15 protein-coding genes are annotated in these 16302 nt (G+C 44.8%); all 15 read right to left on the reverse strand.

Going from position 1 to position 16302, the window contains the following annotated elements:
• Nucleotides 1-127: 127 nt before the first annotated feature.
• A complete protein-coding gene (locus tag A5868_RS14025; protein ID WP_010778866.1) occupies nt 128-1015 on the reverse strand; it encodes a hypothetical protein in 888 nt (295 codons plus the stop codon).
• An 18-nt stretch (nt 1016-1033) separates the two neighbouring features.
• Entirely contained in the window at nt 1034-2050 is a 1017-nt protein-coding gene (locus A5868_RS14030) for a proline racemase family protein (RefSeq protein WP_086305296.1), read from the reverse strand.
• Between the two features lie 66 nt (nt 2051-2116).
• Complete coding sequence (locus A5868_RS14035; protein WP_010778864.1) at nt 2117-2596, reverse strand: glycine/sarcosine/betaine reductase component B subunit; 480 nt, start codon at nt 2594-2596, stop codon at nt 2117-2119.
• Between the two features lie 27 nt (nt 2597-2623).
• Nucleotides 2624-3361, reverse strand: a complete 738-nt coding sequence (prdD, locus tag A5868_RS14040) for a proline reductase cluster protein PrdD (RefSeq protein WP_010778863.1) — start codon at nt 3359-3361, stop codon at nt 2624-2626.
• A gap of 145 nt (nt 3362-3506) precedes the next feature.
• On the reverse strand, nt 3507-4232 hold the full coding sequence (gene prdB / locus A5868_RS19375) for a D-proline reductase (dithiol) protein PrdB (protein ID WP_081633597.1): 726 nt from the start codon (nt 4230-4232) through the stop codon (nt 3507-3509).
• A 3-nt stretch (nt 4233-4235) separates the two neighbouring features.
• Nucleotides 4236-4541 carry a CBO2463/CBO2479 domain-containing protein gene (locus A5868_RS14050; RefSeq protein WP_010741587.1) on the reverse strand — a complete coding sequence of 102 codons (306 nt, stop codon included), beginning with the start codon at nt 4539-4541 and terminating at the stop codon, nt 4236-4238.
• Between the two features lie 9 nt (nt 4542-4550).
• Nucleotides 4551-6449 carry a D-proline reductase (dithiol) proprotein PrdA gene (gene prdA / locus A5868_RS14055; RefSeq protein ID WP_086305297.1) on the reverse strand — a complete coding sequence of 633 codons (1899 nt, stop codon included), beginning with the start codon at nt 6447-6449 and terminating at the stop codon, nt 4551-4553.
• Between the two features lie 26 nt (nt 6450-6475).
• Nucleotides 6476-7765 carry a proline reductase-associated electron transfer protein PrdC gene (gene prdC, locus A5868_RS14060; protein ID WP_174293634.1) on the reverse strand — a complete coding sequence of 430 codons (1290 nt, stop codon included), beginning with the start codon at nt 7763-7765 and terminating at the stop codon, nt 6476-6478.
• Nucleotides 7766-8260: 495 nt separating this feature from the next.
• Nucleotides 8261-9619: a peptide MFS transporter gene (locus A5868_RS14065; protein ID WP_010778858.1), complete on the reverse strand. Its 1359-nt coding sequence runs from the start codon at nt 9617-9619 to the stop codon at nt 8261-8263.
• 26 nt (nt 9620-9645) lie between these two features.
• The gene (gene pepI, locus A5868_RS14070; protein WP_086305298.1) at nt 9646-10527 is read right to left on the reverse strand and encodes a proline iminopeptidase; all 882 of its coding nucleotides are present in this window, start codon (nt 10525-10527) and stop codon (nt 9646-9648) included.
• 15 nt (nt 10528-10542) lie between these two features.
• A complete protein-coding gene (locus tag A5868_RS14075; protein WP_010778856.1) occupies nt 10543-11619 on the reverse strand; it encodes a M24 family metallopeptidase in 1077 nt (358 codons plus the stop codon).
• A gap of 512 nt (nt 11620-12131) precedes the next feature.
• Nucleotides 12132-12593: a threonine/serine exporter family protein gene (locus tag A5868_RS14085; RefSeq protein WP_010778855.1), complete on the reverse strand. Its 462-nt coding sequence runs from the start codon at nt 12591-12593 to the stop codon at nt 12132-12134.
• 38 nt (nt 12594-12631) lie between these two features.
• Nucleotides 12632-13390 (reverse strand): threonine/serine ThrE exporter family protein, encoded by a 759-nt coding sequence (locus A5868_RS14090; protein ID WP_086305300.1) that lies wholly within the window; start codon nt 13388-13390, stop codon nt 12632-12634.
• 154 nt (nt 13391-13544) lie between these two features.
• Entirely contained in the window at nt 13545-14615 is a 1071-nt protein-coding gene (locus A5868_RS14095) for a M24 family metallopeptidase (protein ID WP_086305301.1), read from the reverse strand.
• Between the two features lie 139 nt (nt 14616-14754).
• On the reverse strand, nt 14755-16290 hold the full coding sequence (locus tag A5868_RS14100; RefSeq protein ID WP_086305302.1) for a chloride channel protein: 1536 nt from the start codon (nt 16288-16290) through the stop codon (nt 14755-14757).
• Nucleotides 16291-16302: the final 12 nt, after the last annotated feature.

A 16302-nucleotide genomic window follows, 5' to 3' on the forward strand; every position in this document is an offset into this window, starting at 1 on the left:
AATTCTGAGACTCAACATCGCTGGCCCCTGACGCGCGGGAAATAAAAAGCGGCCCGCCGTTTTTATCTTTCTAAACCAGCATAAAAAAAACTACCTGCTCGAAAGAAGCAGGTAGTTTTGATAGCAATTACGCTGTTTTTTGTTCAGGTTCTTTTGACAAGCCTTTTTTGATATACGTTGCGCCTGTATAAAGAACAACTAATACGATCAAGAATACTAGAATATCCAGGTTCAAGCTCTTCACAAAGGTAAAGGCGATGAATACACCGACAACGCCGCCGATCCCTAAGCCTAAGCTCAATTTACGGGCATAGTCGCCTGTACGGATAAAGTTGATACTTGCTGCGGGCATCAAGCCTGCACAAGATCCCATCATGATCGGGAAAGCAACCAACGGGCTCATCCCAAGCATATAAACCATAGCCATACATGGTGCGTACAAGCCGCAGCCAACAGTCATCAACGCACCGAAGATGAAGTTTCCGACAACACCGATGATCAAACGGATACCGCTCAACCCAGTCGCTGTATTATCGGCACCCAAGATGTCGATCATCCCTAATTGTCTCAAGGCCATCAAGATCGCCGTTGCGATCAACGCAACACCCATATACAATTGGACTTTTTTAGCTGGTAATTTTGTTACAAAGTTTGAACCGATATACGAACCAACCGTCGCTGAGCCAATCAATGCAACCAACGTCAATGGTTGGACGGCAACTGTCGTCGTGAATAAAATCGCTTGTGTCAATACGGGGATCGCATGTCCCACGTTCAATGTTCCTGGTAAATGACGAGGGTTTTTCAATTGTTTGGTGACATCAAAAAGCAATGTCGTTGGGGCAAAACTACCAATTCCCAATGTATCCAAAAAGTTCGTTACAAAACCAATCCCAAGTCCGCCGCCCCATGAGCCGCCACCGTCGTCGCCTTTGTGTCTCAAGAAATCAATGACCATCCCAGCCGCTTGTGCCGCTAGAACCACCGCAAATAATGTTACTAAAATCGTTACCATATTACCCCTCCTTCATCTTTATCCTAAAAGGAATCCATCCTTCAAGGAATCTTTCGGATCAACCAAGAATGAGTTGTATCCTGTGACATACGCTGAACCGCTTACGCGAGGAATAATTGCTTTGTATCCACCAACTTCAGCTTCTTCCACAATCTCCCCTTTAAACTTCGTGCAAAGAATACTTTCATACACGAAGGTGTCGCCGACTTTCATTTCGCCCTTGCCGTATAATGTCGCAAGCTTGGCACTGGTTCCCGTTCCGCATGGCGAGCGGTCTACCTGTCCATCACCAAAGACCACCACATTTTGATACGTCGCATCAGGGCTCGTTGCTGGACCATAAAATTCCACAAGGTCTACAGTTTTGATATGCTCCAATGTTGGATGTTGAATGTCGATTTGTTCGTTCACTGCATCACGAATGATCATCCCAAGATCATTGAATTTCGATGCGTTCTCTGGTTTGATCTCCAGACCAACAGATGCGGCTGGCAAGATCGCAAAGAAGCTGCCGCCGAAGGAGATATCCATCGACAATTCTCCGATATCCGGAACATTAACTGTGACGTTTTCTTTATAAAGGAATGATTCCACGTTTTCAAATGACACAGATTCTGCTGAATAATCTTCATCCAGATGAACCGTTCCGTGAACGATTCCGGCTGGCGTATCTTGAACCACTTTGACTTCACGTTCGCCTTCTTTGACCTCTACCCAGCCTTGTTCTACTGCTGAAGTCATCGCTGCGATCGTGTTGTGGCCGCACATGTTCAAATAACCGCCTGAATCCATAAAAATGATACCGTAGTCTGCTTCTTTGTGAACAGGCTCTGTAATGAAGGCGCCGAACATATCACGGTGTCCTCGTGGTTCCAGCATCAACATTCTACGAAGGTCATCTGCTTCGTTTTCCAAATAGGCTCTCTTATCAGCCATTGTTTCACCAGGGAATTTTGGGATTCCACCGATGATCAGACGGGCAGCTTCACCTGCTGTATGTGTGTCGATTGCTGAGATCATTTTTGATACTTTCATGATTATCCTCCCTTGTTCGTACTAGTGAATGATTTTTTCATCCACTATTTCTATTTTTTCAAACAGTTATCGTATTTCTTGATTGTCTTTTCGCATTTTCAATTTGATCGACGCAAGCGCTTTAACAGCATCTCGTTGATTGATCGTATTTTCACCAACGACCTCTGTTTCGATCCCCGCTTCTGATTTATTGAAATCCAAAACGTGCGTGGTAAAGTCATTTTCTACAACAAACTTCGCTTGTGTACCAATGAACTTGAGTCCAATCACGCTAATCTCTCGGCGGCCGATCTCTTCCAAAGTGTTCGCAAAATCAACATCTGAATTCCCCCAGCCATCGGTCGAAGCGATCACACCATTCGTGCGCATCCCTTCCAGCCATGCAGCCGTACGCTGACCAACGAGGTATTTCATGGCGTTGCTTTGCGGCGTCCCAACGACAACCACTCCTTGAAAATCGATATCAGGATCGTTGCTTAACAGATCCACCAGTGGGTCTTGAAAATGATGCAAAGATGTTTCTTTGGTTGATGGGCCAATCCCCATACCACCACCACCTATCCATTAGTTACGTTAAACCATCGAACGAATCGCCCCATCGCGATACTCATTCGCTGACAAGAAGACGGGCATATTGTTCATGTCGATGATGGAACAGCCGCCTTTGAAGCCGCTAGGTTCATTCGGATAAAGAAGCATATCGTACATCGCTCCTTGCCCCGCCACCTGCTTCACCAAAGCCACTTTCGGCTTGCCTGGATTGGTCTTGTCTTCGTAGACATGGGTCTCACAGGCTTCTTTTCCTTCCAGCATCTTCAGCTTTTCGCGAATTTCTTGGATATAGTCGTCTACGATCGCAAACATTTTAAGACAGAGCTCACGATTAAAAGGAGTCCCCTTTTTCGCTAGAAGATCAATCAAAAGAATGTAATCCTCTGCGTTAGGCGTCCCTGCTCGATTCAATACTAAATGATCACGCAATACACCCTCAGAAGAGCCAAATTCATGCATTTGTTCTCCATCCTCAATAGCCCCAGTCATGACGACTGAAACACCGGTAAGTGTATGCGTGATCCCAGACCCCAGCGCGCCCAGCACCTTCGTGGAGATCGGAAGGATATCCATGATGGTGTTGGTCTCAACATTATGCTGATGCGGTGGGAGCAATCGAATCGTCAGCTTCTGAATAGCGGCGTCTCCGCAGTCAAAGTTTTGCTTGATCTGCAAACGAGTGGGTTCAAGACGGAAGGTGTCGCCACTGGTGACGTCTTCCATATGAAACACTTTGATTTTTAGCGTTTCGCCTCGCATTATTCACACCTACTTCCAATATAAACGGCGATTGAATAAGCAGCGTCTTAGAAATAAGCGAACAGCCGCAAAAATAGGAAAACCAATTTTTAGGCTTTTCGTCTTATTTCTCGACGCTGAATACTTATTCCATCCGCCTCATGTTCTAGACGTGGGCAATGTATTCATAAGGTAAAGGAACAATTTTCCCTGGCGTTTCGATTGCTACAAGTGCTTCCAGAGTATCTTTCATGATACCTGTCTGCATTTCAATGTTATGTGGTTCACCGGCATTCGCACCCATTGGTACACGCGGAGCAACGGCACGTGGTGTCCCGTTTTGGCGTACAACTGGTGGCAACGCGGCGATTAAAATAGTAGGAATTCCCGCTTCCTCAATAGCTCTCTGCACGATCACGGCAGTTCTATGACAGGTTCCTCAGCCAGCGGTCAAGACGACAGCATCGACGTCTTCTTCTACTAATTTTTGTGCGATTTCTGGTCCAGTTACATCGTGGAATGCGTCCTGGTCTCCGCCGCCGCCCATGAAAGCATAGTGGACAGGTGCAGATTCTTTGATGAATCCTTCTGCCGCTAGTTCATGTAAACGATCTAATGGGAACATCGCATTGATGTCACGGTTTGCATCGGCATTGTCGTACCCGCCGTGAGAAACCATCAATTCCTCTACTTTAGCTGTATCTGGTACTTCGCGGTACGTGGTATCACCCGCTAAGTTGAATCGTTTATCTGTTTTCAAATGTACGCCGGCAGCAGTTGCTAATGCCACACGCATTTCTTTAAGCTCTTTTTTCACAGGGGTAAAGACAGATTTTGGCGTAATCGGCACAAAAATTTCTGACTGTAACCCTTCAAAGACTGTTAAGCCCATGTGTTAATTCTCCTCTCTTGCTTCTTCACGTTTTTTTCTGGCTTCGGCCCGGCGACGCTCATGCTCATAAATAGCAGTTTTATAATGTTCATCCGGTTCTTCTGCCAAAACTTCTGGATAAGTCATTAAAAACCCAACTTCTTGACCGATCTCTAAATTGTATTCAGAAATGATCATTCGACGAGGTATTTTAAGCTGACCTAATCGACCTTTTAAGTCGATCGTCACACTGGCATCATGAAGTTCAACGATGATCCCTTCAAACATTTGTTCCGTCGAAATATATTTGAGTTTATTCATTCCATCCATTATTTCACCTTATTCTACTTCGTAAATTTCTTGGCGTTTTTTACTCTTAGGCAAGACTTGCTCATTTTCTACAAGGTCAATCTTCTTGCCTGTAGTTTTTTCGATGATCTCAATGTTGTTTGCTTTTACATTCGGGTTCCATTTACGTTCGGCTGCTTTGATCGTGCCGCCGCCCATCAATGTTTTCAACATTGCTAAATCACGAATCGCGTCTTCCTTACATAGTGTGTTGTTCGACAAGATTTCGTTTTCGATCCCTTGCATTGATTTGTTGTTGTCGACCATCGCGACCATTTCTGGGTTCCCAACAACCAACGCACCTTGTACTGCTGAGTAAGAATCTCCGACAACTTTAATGCCGCGTTTGCCGATTTCTTCAATATGCGAAGCAAAATCGATATGATTGTTACCAAATCCTTCAGTCGTAACGATCGCGCCATCAACGTCCATCGCTTCGACCGTCATACCTAAACGTTTAGAAACATAATATTTTTCAGTATTTGCTTGCGGAGAACCTACAAACATTACACCGACTAAATCAATTTCTTCGTCTTCCATCGCTTCACGCACTAATGGTTCTCTCCAATAGTGGCGAGACGTTTCTTTTGATGCAGGTCCAATACACGTCAATGCATGGATACCACCATCTAATACTTCAGTTGGCGCCAAAATAATTGGTAAGTTTCCTAAGTCAACGTTGGGTTTTGCGCCCAATGTTCCAACTGGTTCGATTGGCATGATCAAGTTATCGTGCATCGCACCTTGACCCATGATCTCTTTGATGATGATCACTCGTTTATTACCAAATCGACGTTTTTGTACGATTTCATCCTGTTCTACCACTAGAGATTCGTCCGCTTTTTTCACGGCTTCGCGAATTTCTTGTGTGATATAGTCTGATGCTTTATGAGCGGCTAATGGTCCTGGACGTTCCATATTCGCGCCTTCTTTGATCGTTACTTGTGTTTTAATGAAGATTTCGCCTTTATCTGGTGCACCAGGACGTCCCCACATGATGTTGCGGTCCAATTCGCCTTCAGAAGAACCGAATTCACCGATTTGTACACCATTTGCGTCTGTACCTGTAAGAACCATGACTACGCCATCTAACACACGAGTAACGCCATGGCCGATATCTGCGCCATCTACTTTAGCAGCGATAGGTTGTACGTCCATGATCGTTTCACTATATTCGTTATATTTATCTGGTGTAATGATTTCAAAAGTCACACTCTCAACTAGTTCTTCTAGTTCCGCTGCTTCTTCGCACATGTCTTCCATTTTGCGCAGAACCAAAGTTGTTCCTTCGATCTTTGTTTCCTCACCGAAGACCACTTTTTCAATCTTCATGTGATCACGACGAACGGAACGAACCACTTTTTCTTCTACTTTTGCTTCAGGAGCTGGTGCTGCTGCCGCTGGTGCTGGCGCTGCTGCTTCACCTGGAGCCGCTGGTGCGACTGGTGCAACACCCATTTGACCGGCGATAGACATCGGTACTTCTAGATCGATCCCGCGTCCTTCTGCAATATGGATTTTGATTGTTTGTCCGCCCATTGGCGTAACAGGTGCGACTGGAGCGATAGGAGCCACCGGAGCTGGCGCTGCTGCTTCTTCTGCAGGAGCTTCCTCTTCGGCTGCTTCTTCCGTGACTTCAGAAACACCATCTAATAATTCTTTTGTCAATGGAACCAACGCATCCGTTGTTTCTTTCAATGTCGTACCAAGTACTTGTTCGATTGTTAGAGTCGTATCAGGTAATTCTAATAAGCCTGAATCCTCTAAATCTGGGAAGATCGCTGGATCTTCTAAATCATCTGGTGCGATTACTTTGCCCGCTTCCGCGCGGCAACATAATACGGCAGGGTCTTTGGCATGTTCCTTAGCAGTTTCTGCTGTAATAGACATTCGTTAAATCCTCCTAATTTTTAAAATTAATTTGTAGGTAATCTACGATATAGTCTATGCCCATCTGCCCGCAGCACATGATCTGTATGATGATAAACCGGAACTCCTAACCTAGGAGCTACACCCATAACGGTGTTCGTTCAATCGGAACAGGAGCCAGTCAATACTACTTCTGCCCCTTGTTTCTTCAAGGACATGACAGTTGCAGCTTGGCCTGGACAAATACCTGGCAGGGCACATCTATATCTTCCATTTACTTCTACCATCCGCTTGCATCTTTCAGCAGCGACAACTTCCGCGCCCATGTTGTTAGCAATCTCGGTCATGCGTTCGGCAGAACCGCCGCATTCACAGATCAGCAAACCGACTTTCCGGCTTTCTTGTGGAAATGGCATTGCGACTAACACACCGCCACTTGTTTTCGTGATCGGTGTCATTTCATCGCCGCTTCGTCCCGTCATAGGTCCGCCGACAACGATCTCGCCATGTGGTTCGACGTAACCGCCGACATTGTTGATCAATGTCTTGACTGGTGTTCCGATCGGTACATCCACGAAGACTGTTTCTTTTTGTTTTACGCGACCAGAGACGGTCACATCTTTGTCAATGAACGGCTTGCGATCTTCAATAGCTTCCGCGATTCGTTTGATCGTTTCCACATTATCGATCACTGCACCAACTTCTGTTGGAAGCTGGCCTGGTTCCAGCACAATGTCCATTACTTCACGAACGATCATTCGCTCATCTCCTGCTGGATAGATATCCGGCAATTGATACACGTCAATCGTTGGCTCGCTGTCCACGGCCTTCAATAAGCGTGTCACTAGCATCCGATGCTTGCCTTTTACAGCGATCACACCTTTAGGGGCATGGATCATTTCCATGGAATACTTCATCCCGCGGATCAATTGATCGATGTGCTCGCTCATTTGTTTCACATTATGAGCCAGCAATGCTTCACATTCCGCACCGTTTGCGATAAAGGTTCCTTCTGGAATATCACACGCCAGTTTTAAGAATGTAGGGAAACCTGCTCCCCCAGCACCAACGATCCCCGCAGCCTCGACAGCTTTCGCGTTGCTCTCTGTCTTAGGAATAGGCAGATATTTCGAGAAATCCTGCTCTTCATCGATCATGAGAACAATGTTGTCACCGTCTACATCAACTACTTTTCCAGAAAAGCTCGCATGGATATTTGCGCCTAACCCGTTCGGCTCAGCGATCAGTTGTCCGCGTTGGACATGGTCGCCTGCCTTCACGATTCCTTTACAAGGAGCGCCGACATGTTGTTTTAATGGTATAAGAATTTGTGTCAAATTGTTTCACCTCCTCGCTTTTTCGTTTGTTCGAACTTGAGCAAATCAGCCACCCGTAGTTCATGTAAATGATAGCACAATCATCTAGCTTATTAAAGGTCGTTTCCTGTTTATTTTGATATTTTCTGACAAATATCTTTATGGATTGTTCATTTTTTTGGTTTCTCTAATTGAATTTTCATTAATCCGAGGTGATTGACTAAAAACGTTCACAATTATTGATTTCACAACTTTTATCAGTACTTGTAGACAGTCGACAATCAACAAATAGACTAAAAAATTACCATTTATACTCAGTTATTTCACAAAACTAAGTGTTTTATTAAATCGTTATTTAATATAAGACGTTTGAATCACTTATTTCCATTATATAGACATTTTTTATTGATCAACCTTGCTTTCATTCGATACATTTATATGTATAGGACTTCACATAAAACACACAAAAACGCTCACCCCTATTCAAGGGATGAGCGTTTAATCACATCACGCGTTTTATTCTGCGCTTTCTAATTTGTCTAATGATTTACTACCAAACCATAGGATGATTCCCAGCACAATAACTACTGCGGCTAAGACCCCATAACCCATTTGGAATTTCGCTGGATCAGCGGTTTCCAAAATTGCATAAATCACAGGATAAATCATTTGTGAGAAGAACACCGCGATGGTCCAAACACCTAATAACAGTCCCATTAATTTAGCAGGAGCTAATTTGGCAATAAATGAATTTCCAAGTGGAGAGAAGACCATTTCGCCGACGGACATCAATAAACTAACTAATGCCAACCATAAAATGCCTGTATGACCATTTCCGATCATATCTGCAAGTACCATTACGACATAAGAGATTCCAACTAAGATCATACCAAGAGCTGTTTTCTTAAACATACTCATATCGCCTTGCGGACGTGCAGCAAGCTTCGTCCATAAACGACCTAAGAGTGGGCCTAATACGATACACGTCAGTGCGTTCATTGAGTCAAAGTAAGACGTAGGAATCTTGAAGCTTCCAATGACCCAGTTGGCACGCTCGATAAATCCGGCACCATCACCGTATCCGAAGTAGAAGTATGCTGGCATATATGCTAAATACCAAACGGTCCAAAACGCAACTGAGAACAATGTTACTAAAATAATTGCGACAATACGTTTTTTGTCTCCAGATGTTAATTTTGTATCTACGGCACCCTCTGCTTTTTTACCAGCAGAATCGAATTGGCGTTGATCCACTTTAAATGGTTTTTTACCAGCTTCGCCTAATGAGCGGCTGTTCAAAATAAACCACAAAGCATCAATTAGCAGTAACACACCGCAAATCATAAATACAAAGTTAAAGCCGTAATTTTTAATTAATAATACTAAGAATGTTGTTCCGATAAATGACCCAATATTTACAAATGAGTATTGGATCGAGAAGGCTTCGTTCAATTCTTTTTCATCACTGAAAAGCAAGGCATTTACACCCGATAGGTTCCCTTTGAATAATCCGGTACCCAGTGCTACCAAAATAATCATCAACCATACCATGCCCATTGAACTTGCTTGCCAAGCCAACATGTAGCCTGCACCCATCATAACCATTCCGGCTGCCACACATAAGCGAGGACTTAGCCAATAATCGGCGATGTATCCGCCAAAGGTTGGTGTGATGTACGTCGCTGCAACGAACCAAGCAGATATTTGCACACCTTGTGCACTGGTCATACCTAAGCCGCCAGAAGCAGCCGTTGTTGCGATCCAAATCGCCAACATGTATTTCGCGGTATAAAACGCACACCGCTCAAAGGTAAAGCCAAGTGCGCAGACATAAAACCCAAAAGGCTTCTTATTTTTTACTGGAGTTGTTTCCACTATCATTCCTTCTTTCTCTTAAAAAATTAATCGTTCGCGTCTAACCATTGCGCTAAAAGTTTCATATACTTTTCACGTTCTTCCACAAAAGGCATGTGTCTGCTGAAGGCAAACAGCTCCCATTTTGCTCCTGGAATCGCGTCGTACATCGTTTTTGCTACTAGCGGTGTACACAAATCGTTTGTGCCGCTCGTAACAAGTGTTGGAACAGTGATGTCCGTCAGCTTGTCGGTATAATCGTACCCGTGGAGTGTTCCTTCTGGAGAATACTCATTCGGTCCCCAAGCTGTAACGTAGCTTTCTGTCCCTGCGACTTTTTTCCGTCGTAAAGGTTCTGGATCGTTTTCAGTGAATACAGGCGCAGCATGGCGAACCATGTAACGATCATTGGCTGCAAGATACGCCGGATCATCATAGACCTCTGTTTCTTCTGCTTTTGCGATCGCTGCCTGATCCTCTTCGGACATGAATTTGATCATCCGATGTTGTTCTTGTGCCCAAAGCTTGGCTGAAGGCAAGGTGCTTGAAAGGACCATGCTCTTGATGCCTTTAGGTGCATAGTCACACACATAAATAATCTCCAGCATGCCGCCCCAAGATTGACCTAATAGATGGACTTCATCCAATCCTAGATGTTCTCTTAATGCGATTAATTCATTGACCCATGTTTCAGCCGTCCAAAGCTCTGGCTGAGATGGCACCGCAGATTTCCCGCAACCTAATTGATCATACATGATGATCTGGCGGCCATCGACCGCCATTTCATCAAGGACTTCAAAATAGTTATGGGTTGATCCGGGGCCGCCATGCATGACAATCAATGGTTTCTTATTACCGCTTTGTTCACCAACGATGCGGTAGTAAGTCTGATGCCCTAAATAAGGCATGTATCCTTCTTCGATTTTCATACGACGTCTGGCCTCCTAACCGATGACTTCTAAGTCTTTCGAATAATGATTCAAGTTTTCGCATCCGTCTTCGGTCACGATTACTAAATCTTCGATCCGCACGCCTACTTCGCCTGGAATATAGATTCCTGGTTCAATTGAGAAGACATTTCCGACTTCTGCCACGTTGTCGTTTGCGCCTGAAACATCTCCAGTTTCATGGCAATCGATTCCAATGAAGTGGCCTAAACGGTGCGTAAAGTATTCGCCATAGCCTTTTTCAGTAATGTAATCGCGGGCTGCCGCGTCGATATCTGATAATTTTACGCCTGGTTTTACTAGATCGATCGCACGTTGGTTCGCTTCTTTGACTGTTTCATAGACTTCGCGCCCTTTGTCAGAAACTTCTTTGTAGAAGAACGTACGGGTCATATCAGAAGCATAAGAATTCTTGATCCCGCCGATGTCCAAGATCACTGAATCCCCTGGCTTCACTTTTGAATCATCCGTTTCGTGGTGAGGATCGGCTGCATTCGCTCCATATCCTACGATTGGATCAAAAGAGAACCCTGTATTGCCTAATTCTTTGTAGATCTCACCCAATTTGTCCGCCATTTCAGCTTCAGTAAGCTCTTCCGGCAACAAATTCTTCAGGCGATCGATCGCAAGCTCGTTGTCCGCTTGTGCGTCACGCATCAATTGTTTTTCTTCTTCGTCTTTGATTGCGCGAACGGCATCCGTTACTTCAGAGCCATTTCCTAACTTGGCATTTGGAACAAGCTCTAACAAGTGCAATAAGAAATGGGCAGGCCAATTCTTGTCGATACCGATTTTTTTGTCCGTATCCACATATTCAAGCACTTTCTTCACAGCATCGTCTGTATCATCAATAAATACTTTTTCGACACCTAGATCTTCTTCGATCGGGAATAACTTGTTGACAATCAAAGTATTCTTGTTCTCTGGAGTAATCACTAATACTAATAGACGTTCACCAGGATGAATCCAGCGACCAGTTAGATAGAAAATAGTTGTTGGATCTGAAACTAACAATTGGCCATAGTCTTGCTCATTCATTTTTTCGATGACTCTTTCAACGCGACGTTCTTTCAAAATGTTCCACTCCTTTTATTGATATTGTTTGCCTGACGGCATTATTAAAAACAGCTCTGTTCTCACGTAGCTGTTAATAATTGATTTCGAGGACCTCAACTGCTATGCAACAGTTTGAGCACAAGGATACTAATTTGTGTAACGATTCACCTGTCACTAGTTTTAAAATAACCATAAAACTATTTAGTTTTCAAGCTTTCGACAAAGAAAATCGAATGTGTCACAGCGTATCCGCTTCCACTAGTTTACTATATCTTTTACCCAATTTAAACATTTCTTTAAACATTTTTTTGAAAAGCGGTTTCTATTTGGAATAATTCGAAAAAAAATCCGCAAAATTCTATTATATCTCTGGTATTTTTATTTTGTTCACCTCTACCAAAAATTTGGATTCCCATTAAAATAATGGGTTTTTCAATAACGTTTGTCGACAAAAAAAGTTGAATTATCCAATCAAAAACAAACAAAAAAGCCGTTCTGTATTATAACAAAACGACTTTCTATCATATTCATCAGAATGAATTTTTATTCTTTTGCATTTTATGATAAGAATAGAAAAATTTCGGTGATAATTCGTACCCCGCGGTGATCCCGACAGCGATCGCGATCGCAATTTTCAATACCTGTACGCCTATCTGTGCAGCCTTGATCGAGTCGCCAATAAAGAAATTATACGTAAAATTGTAAATTCCCATCCCAGGAACGAGGCAAAAAATACCACAAATCAAGAAGATCGTGACTGGTGCCTTCAGGGCAAACGAGGCTTCTCGTGAAAGATAGATCAACACAAGAGAGGCAATAAAGGTTGCCGTAACTGGTGCCACCCAAAATTGCATGATCAGCAAATAGATGAACCACCCGCACGCACCGATCATGCCGCAATAGACATAGTAGCGTCGCGGCACTTCAAACAGGATCGCAAAAGAGATCGTTCCTAAAAAGCCTGCTAAAATTTGGAACAAAATAGTGATCATAAGGCGCTCCTTTCTCCAGAAAAAAATCATTTTATCGTTTACAACATGCTGAAAACTCTTAGAACCAGCCCCACGCCGACGGACACACACAAAGCCGTGATGAGCGCATTGATCATTTGGCCCCAGCCGGAGCTGTAGTCGCCGTCAAATAAATAGCGGATGCCGTTCACGATGGCTACCCCCGGCAAAAGCGAGATGATGCCGCCGGTGATCAAGCTGGTCAATTGCAGGATCGGCACGAAATGAACGAAGAGGCAGGCCAGAATGCTCACGAAGCCGCTGCTGGTGATGGTCAAGATAATGTCTGACATGTTGAACTTCGGCAGCAAATACATCGTAAAGCAGGCGAGTATCACGCCTAAAAGCAGCGCCCCCATCGTGTCCCAGATACTTCCGCCAAAAATAAAGCAGAAGCTGGCACTCCCGAAGGCATAGGCGAAAATTTTTAACGGATTAGAGGAAAAGGTCTGCTGCTTGATCTCCTGCAGCCATTGGTTGGCTTCCTCTGGACTTAGCCGCTTTTCCGCGAGTCGGCGCGACAGTGTATTGATCTGCTCGATGCGGCCTAAGTTGATAGGCGAGATCGGCACGTCCCGCACACGGGCCTGGACCGTTTGATCCTTCAAACGCGCAGTCATAAATATTCCGTTGATCAAAACAAAGCTGTCAAACTCTTGCAGTTCCAATGCTTTTGCAATATGGTGAATGGTCGTTTCAATCCGTTTGATCTCCGCCCCGTTTTTCAGCAGTGTTTCGCCAATATCGTAGACAAGATCAAATGCTTCCCGTTCATCCATCGGTCTCCCCCTTTTTCTGATGCGTCGTGATTGGTTTGCTTGAATGTTTCCACGAATCCTATAACTATGGGATTAGCGAAACGTTTTTATTTTTTTACGGTAAAAAACGACGACAGCCGCTGCCGTCGTCGTCTTAGTATAGCTTATCTGATGCTTATAATTCAATCAAATCATGGGAAAGACGAATCATATTTTCATAGCCGTCTTCGGTGATCAGCACTTGATCCTCGATCCGCACGCCGCCCCAATCTGGAATGTAGATTCCCGGTTCGATAGTCATCACCATGCCGGTCTCCAAAACATCGTCATATTGTTCATCGATGTAAGGCAATTCATGAACAAACAGGCCGATACTGTGACCAATATTTCGATACGTGTATTGCGTATAATCCGTTCCCTCCAAAGGTTTCAAAGAGGCTTGATAGATGTCCTTCACCGCCGCGCCGTTTTTCATCACTGCTTCTGCTGCTTCGAGGCTTTGTTTCTCCAGCTCATAGACTTCCCGCTGCTTGTCAGACGCTTGACCGACGACCACTGTTCGAGTCATATCAGACATATAGCCTTCGTATTGACAGCCAAAATCCATAAGGACGAAATCGCCGTATTCGATCGCTTTTTTCGATGGGATACCATGGAGCAGCGACGTGTTGGCGCCAGAAATCAGGATATTGCCGTAGGGCTGGGTGTCCGCGCCTTCTTGCACCATGTACAAGGAAAGCTTGGCCGCCAACTCTTTTTCTGTCACGCCCACACGAATCTCAGGCAATAGTCGTTCCAATGCGCGGCAAGAAATCTCGCAGGCATTGCGCATGTATTGAATTTCCTTTGGTGATTTGATCGCACGCATACGGTCGATCACGCCCCCTGCCTGAACAAATTCCGCAGGTGTTTTCGCTGAAAAATCCGCATACATATCGTAGGTTAAATAATCCGCTTCAAAAGCGATCGTTTTTATCTTTTTCTCATTGGCTAAGCGCGCCACGGTGTCCCCCACAGTCTTTCCGGGCAAACGCCAATTGATGATCTCATAGTCCGGTACTTCGATCGCCGCTTGTTCGGTATAGCGTGGATCGGTCAAGAAATACTGGCCTTCTTGTGTGAGCAGGATGAATGAATCGTCTCCTGTCCAACCGCTAGTAAAACGAACATTCACTCTTTTGGCAATAAAAAAAGCATCCAATTTCTCTTTTTCCAAATACGCACGGATCTTTGTTTCGTTTAACATTGTCACACGTTCCTTTCTATTTTGAGGTTCTCCTCTTCTATAACATAGAGTAGCAGTCAATGTAACGTTGGTCAACGCTTTCAAAAAAAGGACAAAAAAGAAAAGGGCAGATCGCCCCTTCGACGGTCTCCCCTTTTCGTTATTTTCTTTTGTGACGACTCGAACGTGTTCGCGGTGCGTCCGTAAGCTCTCTTGTACGCGGCGAAGCTTGAGTTCTCGGGGTCTCACGGGACTTCCGTTCGTCCTTTTGAACGTCTTTGCGTACCAAGAGTTCTTTTTTCGGCTCCGCTACTTTTGGTTGCGTTTCTGTTGCCGCAGCCTGTTTACGTGCCGCCGCTTTTCTTAATTCTGAAACGTCTCTTTTTGCCACAGAGGTCTCTTCTTTTTTCTTTTTAGGTGCCTTTGTCCGCTTTGGAAGCTCAGGCAGCTTGAAGGTATTGATGGTTTGTTCTTCGTGGAAAAAAGGCAGCCGCTGTAAAAACAGATTGCCCAGATACCCTGCCAACCAGATCCATAGGAACAGCTCCACAGGAAACAGCAATAGGAACAAGCAGGCCGTCGCCAACGGTTGCTTCAAAATCACGGCACAGGCGCTAGCGGTAAAGACAGCCACCAATAAGCCCGGCGAATAAGGAAAAAGATTGGCAAAAGCCAAGCCTACTGCAATACTGGCAAAAATCATGGGAAAGATCGTTCCGCCGCGCCAGTTGCAGGCCAAGCAGAACATCGTGATCCCGACTTTTCCAAAACCGATCAGCAGCAAGATGAGAAAGCTCATCGTTTCCGCCTGACGAGTAAAGGACAATAAATTATGCTCCCCGGAAAACAAGAAATAAGGAGAGATCATTCCTAAAACACCCAATACGATCCCCGCAAAGATGGCTAAAGGAATCGGATTGCGAATCCGTTGGTTCAACTGGTCGCTTTTGTCCTGAAGCACTAGGAAGAACTTTCCGAACAACGCGCCCAATATGATCATGGGAATGACGAGCAAGAGACCTTGCCACGTAAAGCTTCCCTCCAGCCTGCGGATCGCGAAGACCTGCTCCTGATTCGGAAACAGACCATACGCCAAAAGGTACCCGATAAATCCAGTAAACGTCGTAAAAATATACAAGACATATTTCTTCAGCTTGCTTTCTGTCACGACCTGCCAATCGTCACGCTCCACCGAACGTCCGACCCCAAAGAGCGGCGTCATAAAGATCACCCCTAAAGAGGTGCCGATCCCAAACTCGATCAGATCTGTGCGCTGACTCCCCGCGATCTTTCGCCTGTCTGCAACATATGTCACCAAGCCGCCGATAATCGCGATCAACGCCGCCTCAGGTCCCAAGCTTGCGCCAAAAAGCAAGACGATCAGGGAACCCAATAAATTTCGGACGATTTTTCCATCATGATAATCAATTCGTTGTGTTTCGTGGTATTCCGTAAAGGATTCCTGCAGGGTTCGCGGGTATCGCCCAAATGCTTTCACAAAAAAGCCGATCGCCACACCCCCGATGGTACAAAGGATCAAAGGATAAAAGCGCGGATTCCCGATCAACGCAGGCAGCTTTTGCCATAAAAGCTGATGCCCGATCTCCGCAAATCCCATAAACAAAGCTACAATGACCCCCACCGCGAGGCCTAAGAGCCCACTGTAGCCAAAAAGTGCGAGTTTAAACTTATTCATAACATTAACCTT

Origin of the sequence: Enterococcus sp. 12F9_DIV0723 (genome assembly GCF_002174375.1) — a bacterium.
Classification (GTDB): domain Bacteria; phylum Bacillota; class Bacilli; order Lactobacillales; family Enterococcaceae; genus Enterococcus_A; species Enterococcus_A gilvus.

Excerpts from the sequence above, each read along its gene's own strand:
- A5868_RS14025 (WP_010778866.1), bottom strand. The coding sequence starts at position 1,015 with ATGGTAACGATTTTAGTAACATTATTTGCGGTGGTTCTAGCGGCACAA.
- A5868_RS14030 (WP_086305296.1), bottom strand. The coding sequence starts at position 2,050 with ATGAAAGTATCAAAAATGATCTCAGCAATCGACACACATACAGCAGGT.
- A5868_RS14035 (WP_010778864.1), bottom strand. The coding sequence starts at position 2,596 with ATGGGGATTGGCCCATCAACCAAAGAAACATCTTTGCATCATTTTCAA.
- prdD (WP_010778863.1), bottom strand. The coding sequence starts at position 3,361 with ATGCGAGGCGAAACGCTAAAAATCAAAGTGTTTCATATGGAAGACGTC.
- A5868_RS14050 (WP_010741587.1), bottom strand. The coding sequence starts at position 4,541 with ATGGATGGAATGAATAAACTCAAATATATTTCGACGGAACAAATGTTT.
- prdA (WP_086305297.1), bottom strand. The coding sequence starts at position 6,449 with ATGTCTATTACAGCAGAAACTGCTAAGGAACATGCCAAAGACCCTGCC.
- pepI (WP_086305298.1), bottom strand. The coding sequence starts at position 10,527 with ATGAAAATCGAAGAAGGATACATGCCTTATTTAGGGCATCAGACTTAC.
- A5868_RS14085 (WP_010778855.1), bottom strand. The coding sequence starts at position 12,593 with ATGATCACTATTTTGTTCCAAATTTTAGCAGGCTTTTTAGGAACGATC.
- A5868_RS14090 (WP_086305300.1), bottom strand. The coding sequence starts at position 13,390 with ATGGATGAACGGGAAGCATTTGATCTTGTCTACGATATTGGCGAAACA.
- A5868_RS14095 (WP_086305301.1), bottom strand. The coding sequence starts at position 14,615 with ATGTTAAACGAAACAAAGATCCGTGCGTATTTGGAAAAAGAGAAATTG.
- A5868_RS14100 (WP_086305302.1), bottom strand. The coding sequence starts at position 16,290 with ATGAATAAGTTTAAACTCGCACTTTTTGGCTACAGTGGGCTCTTAGGC.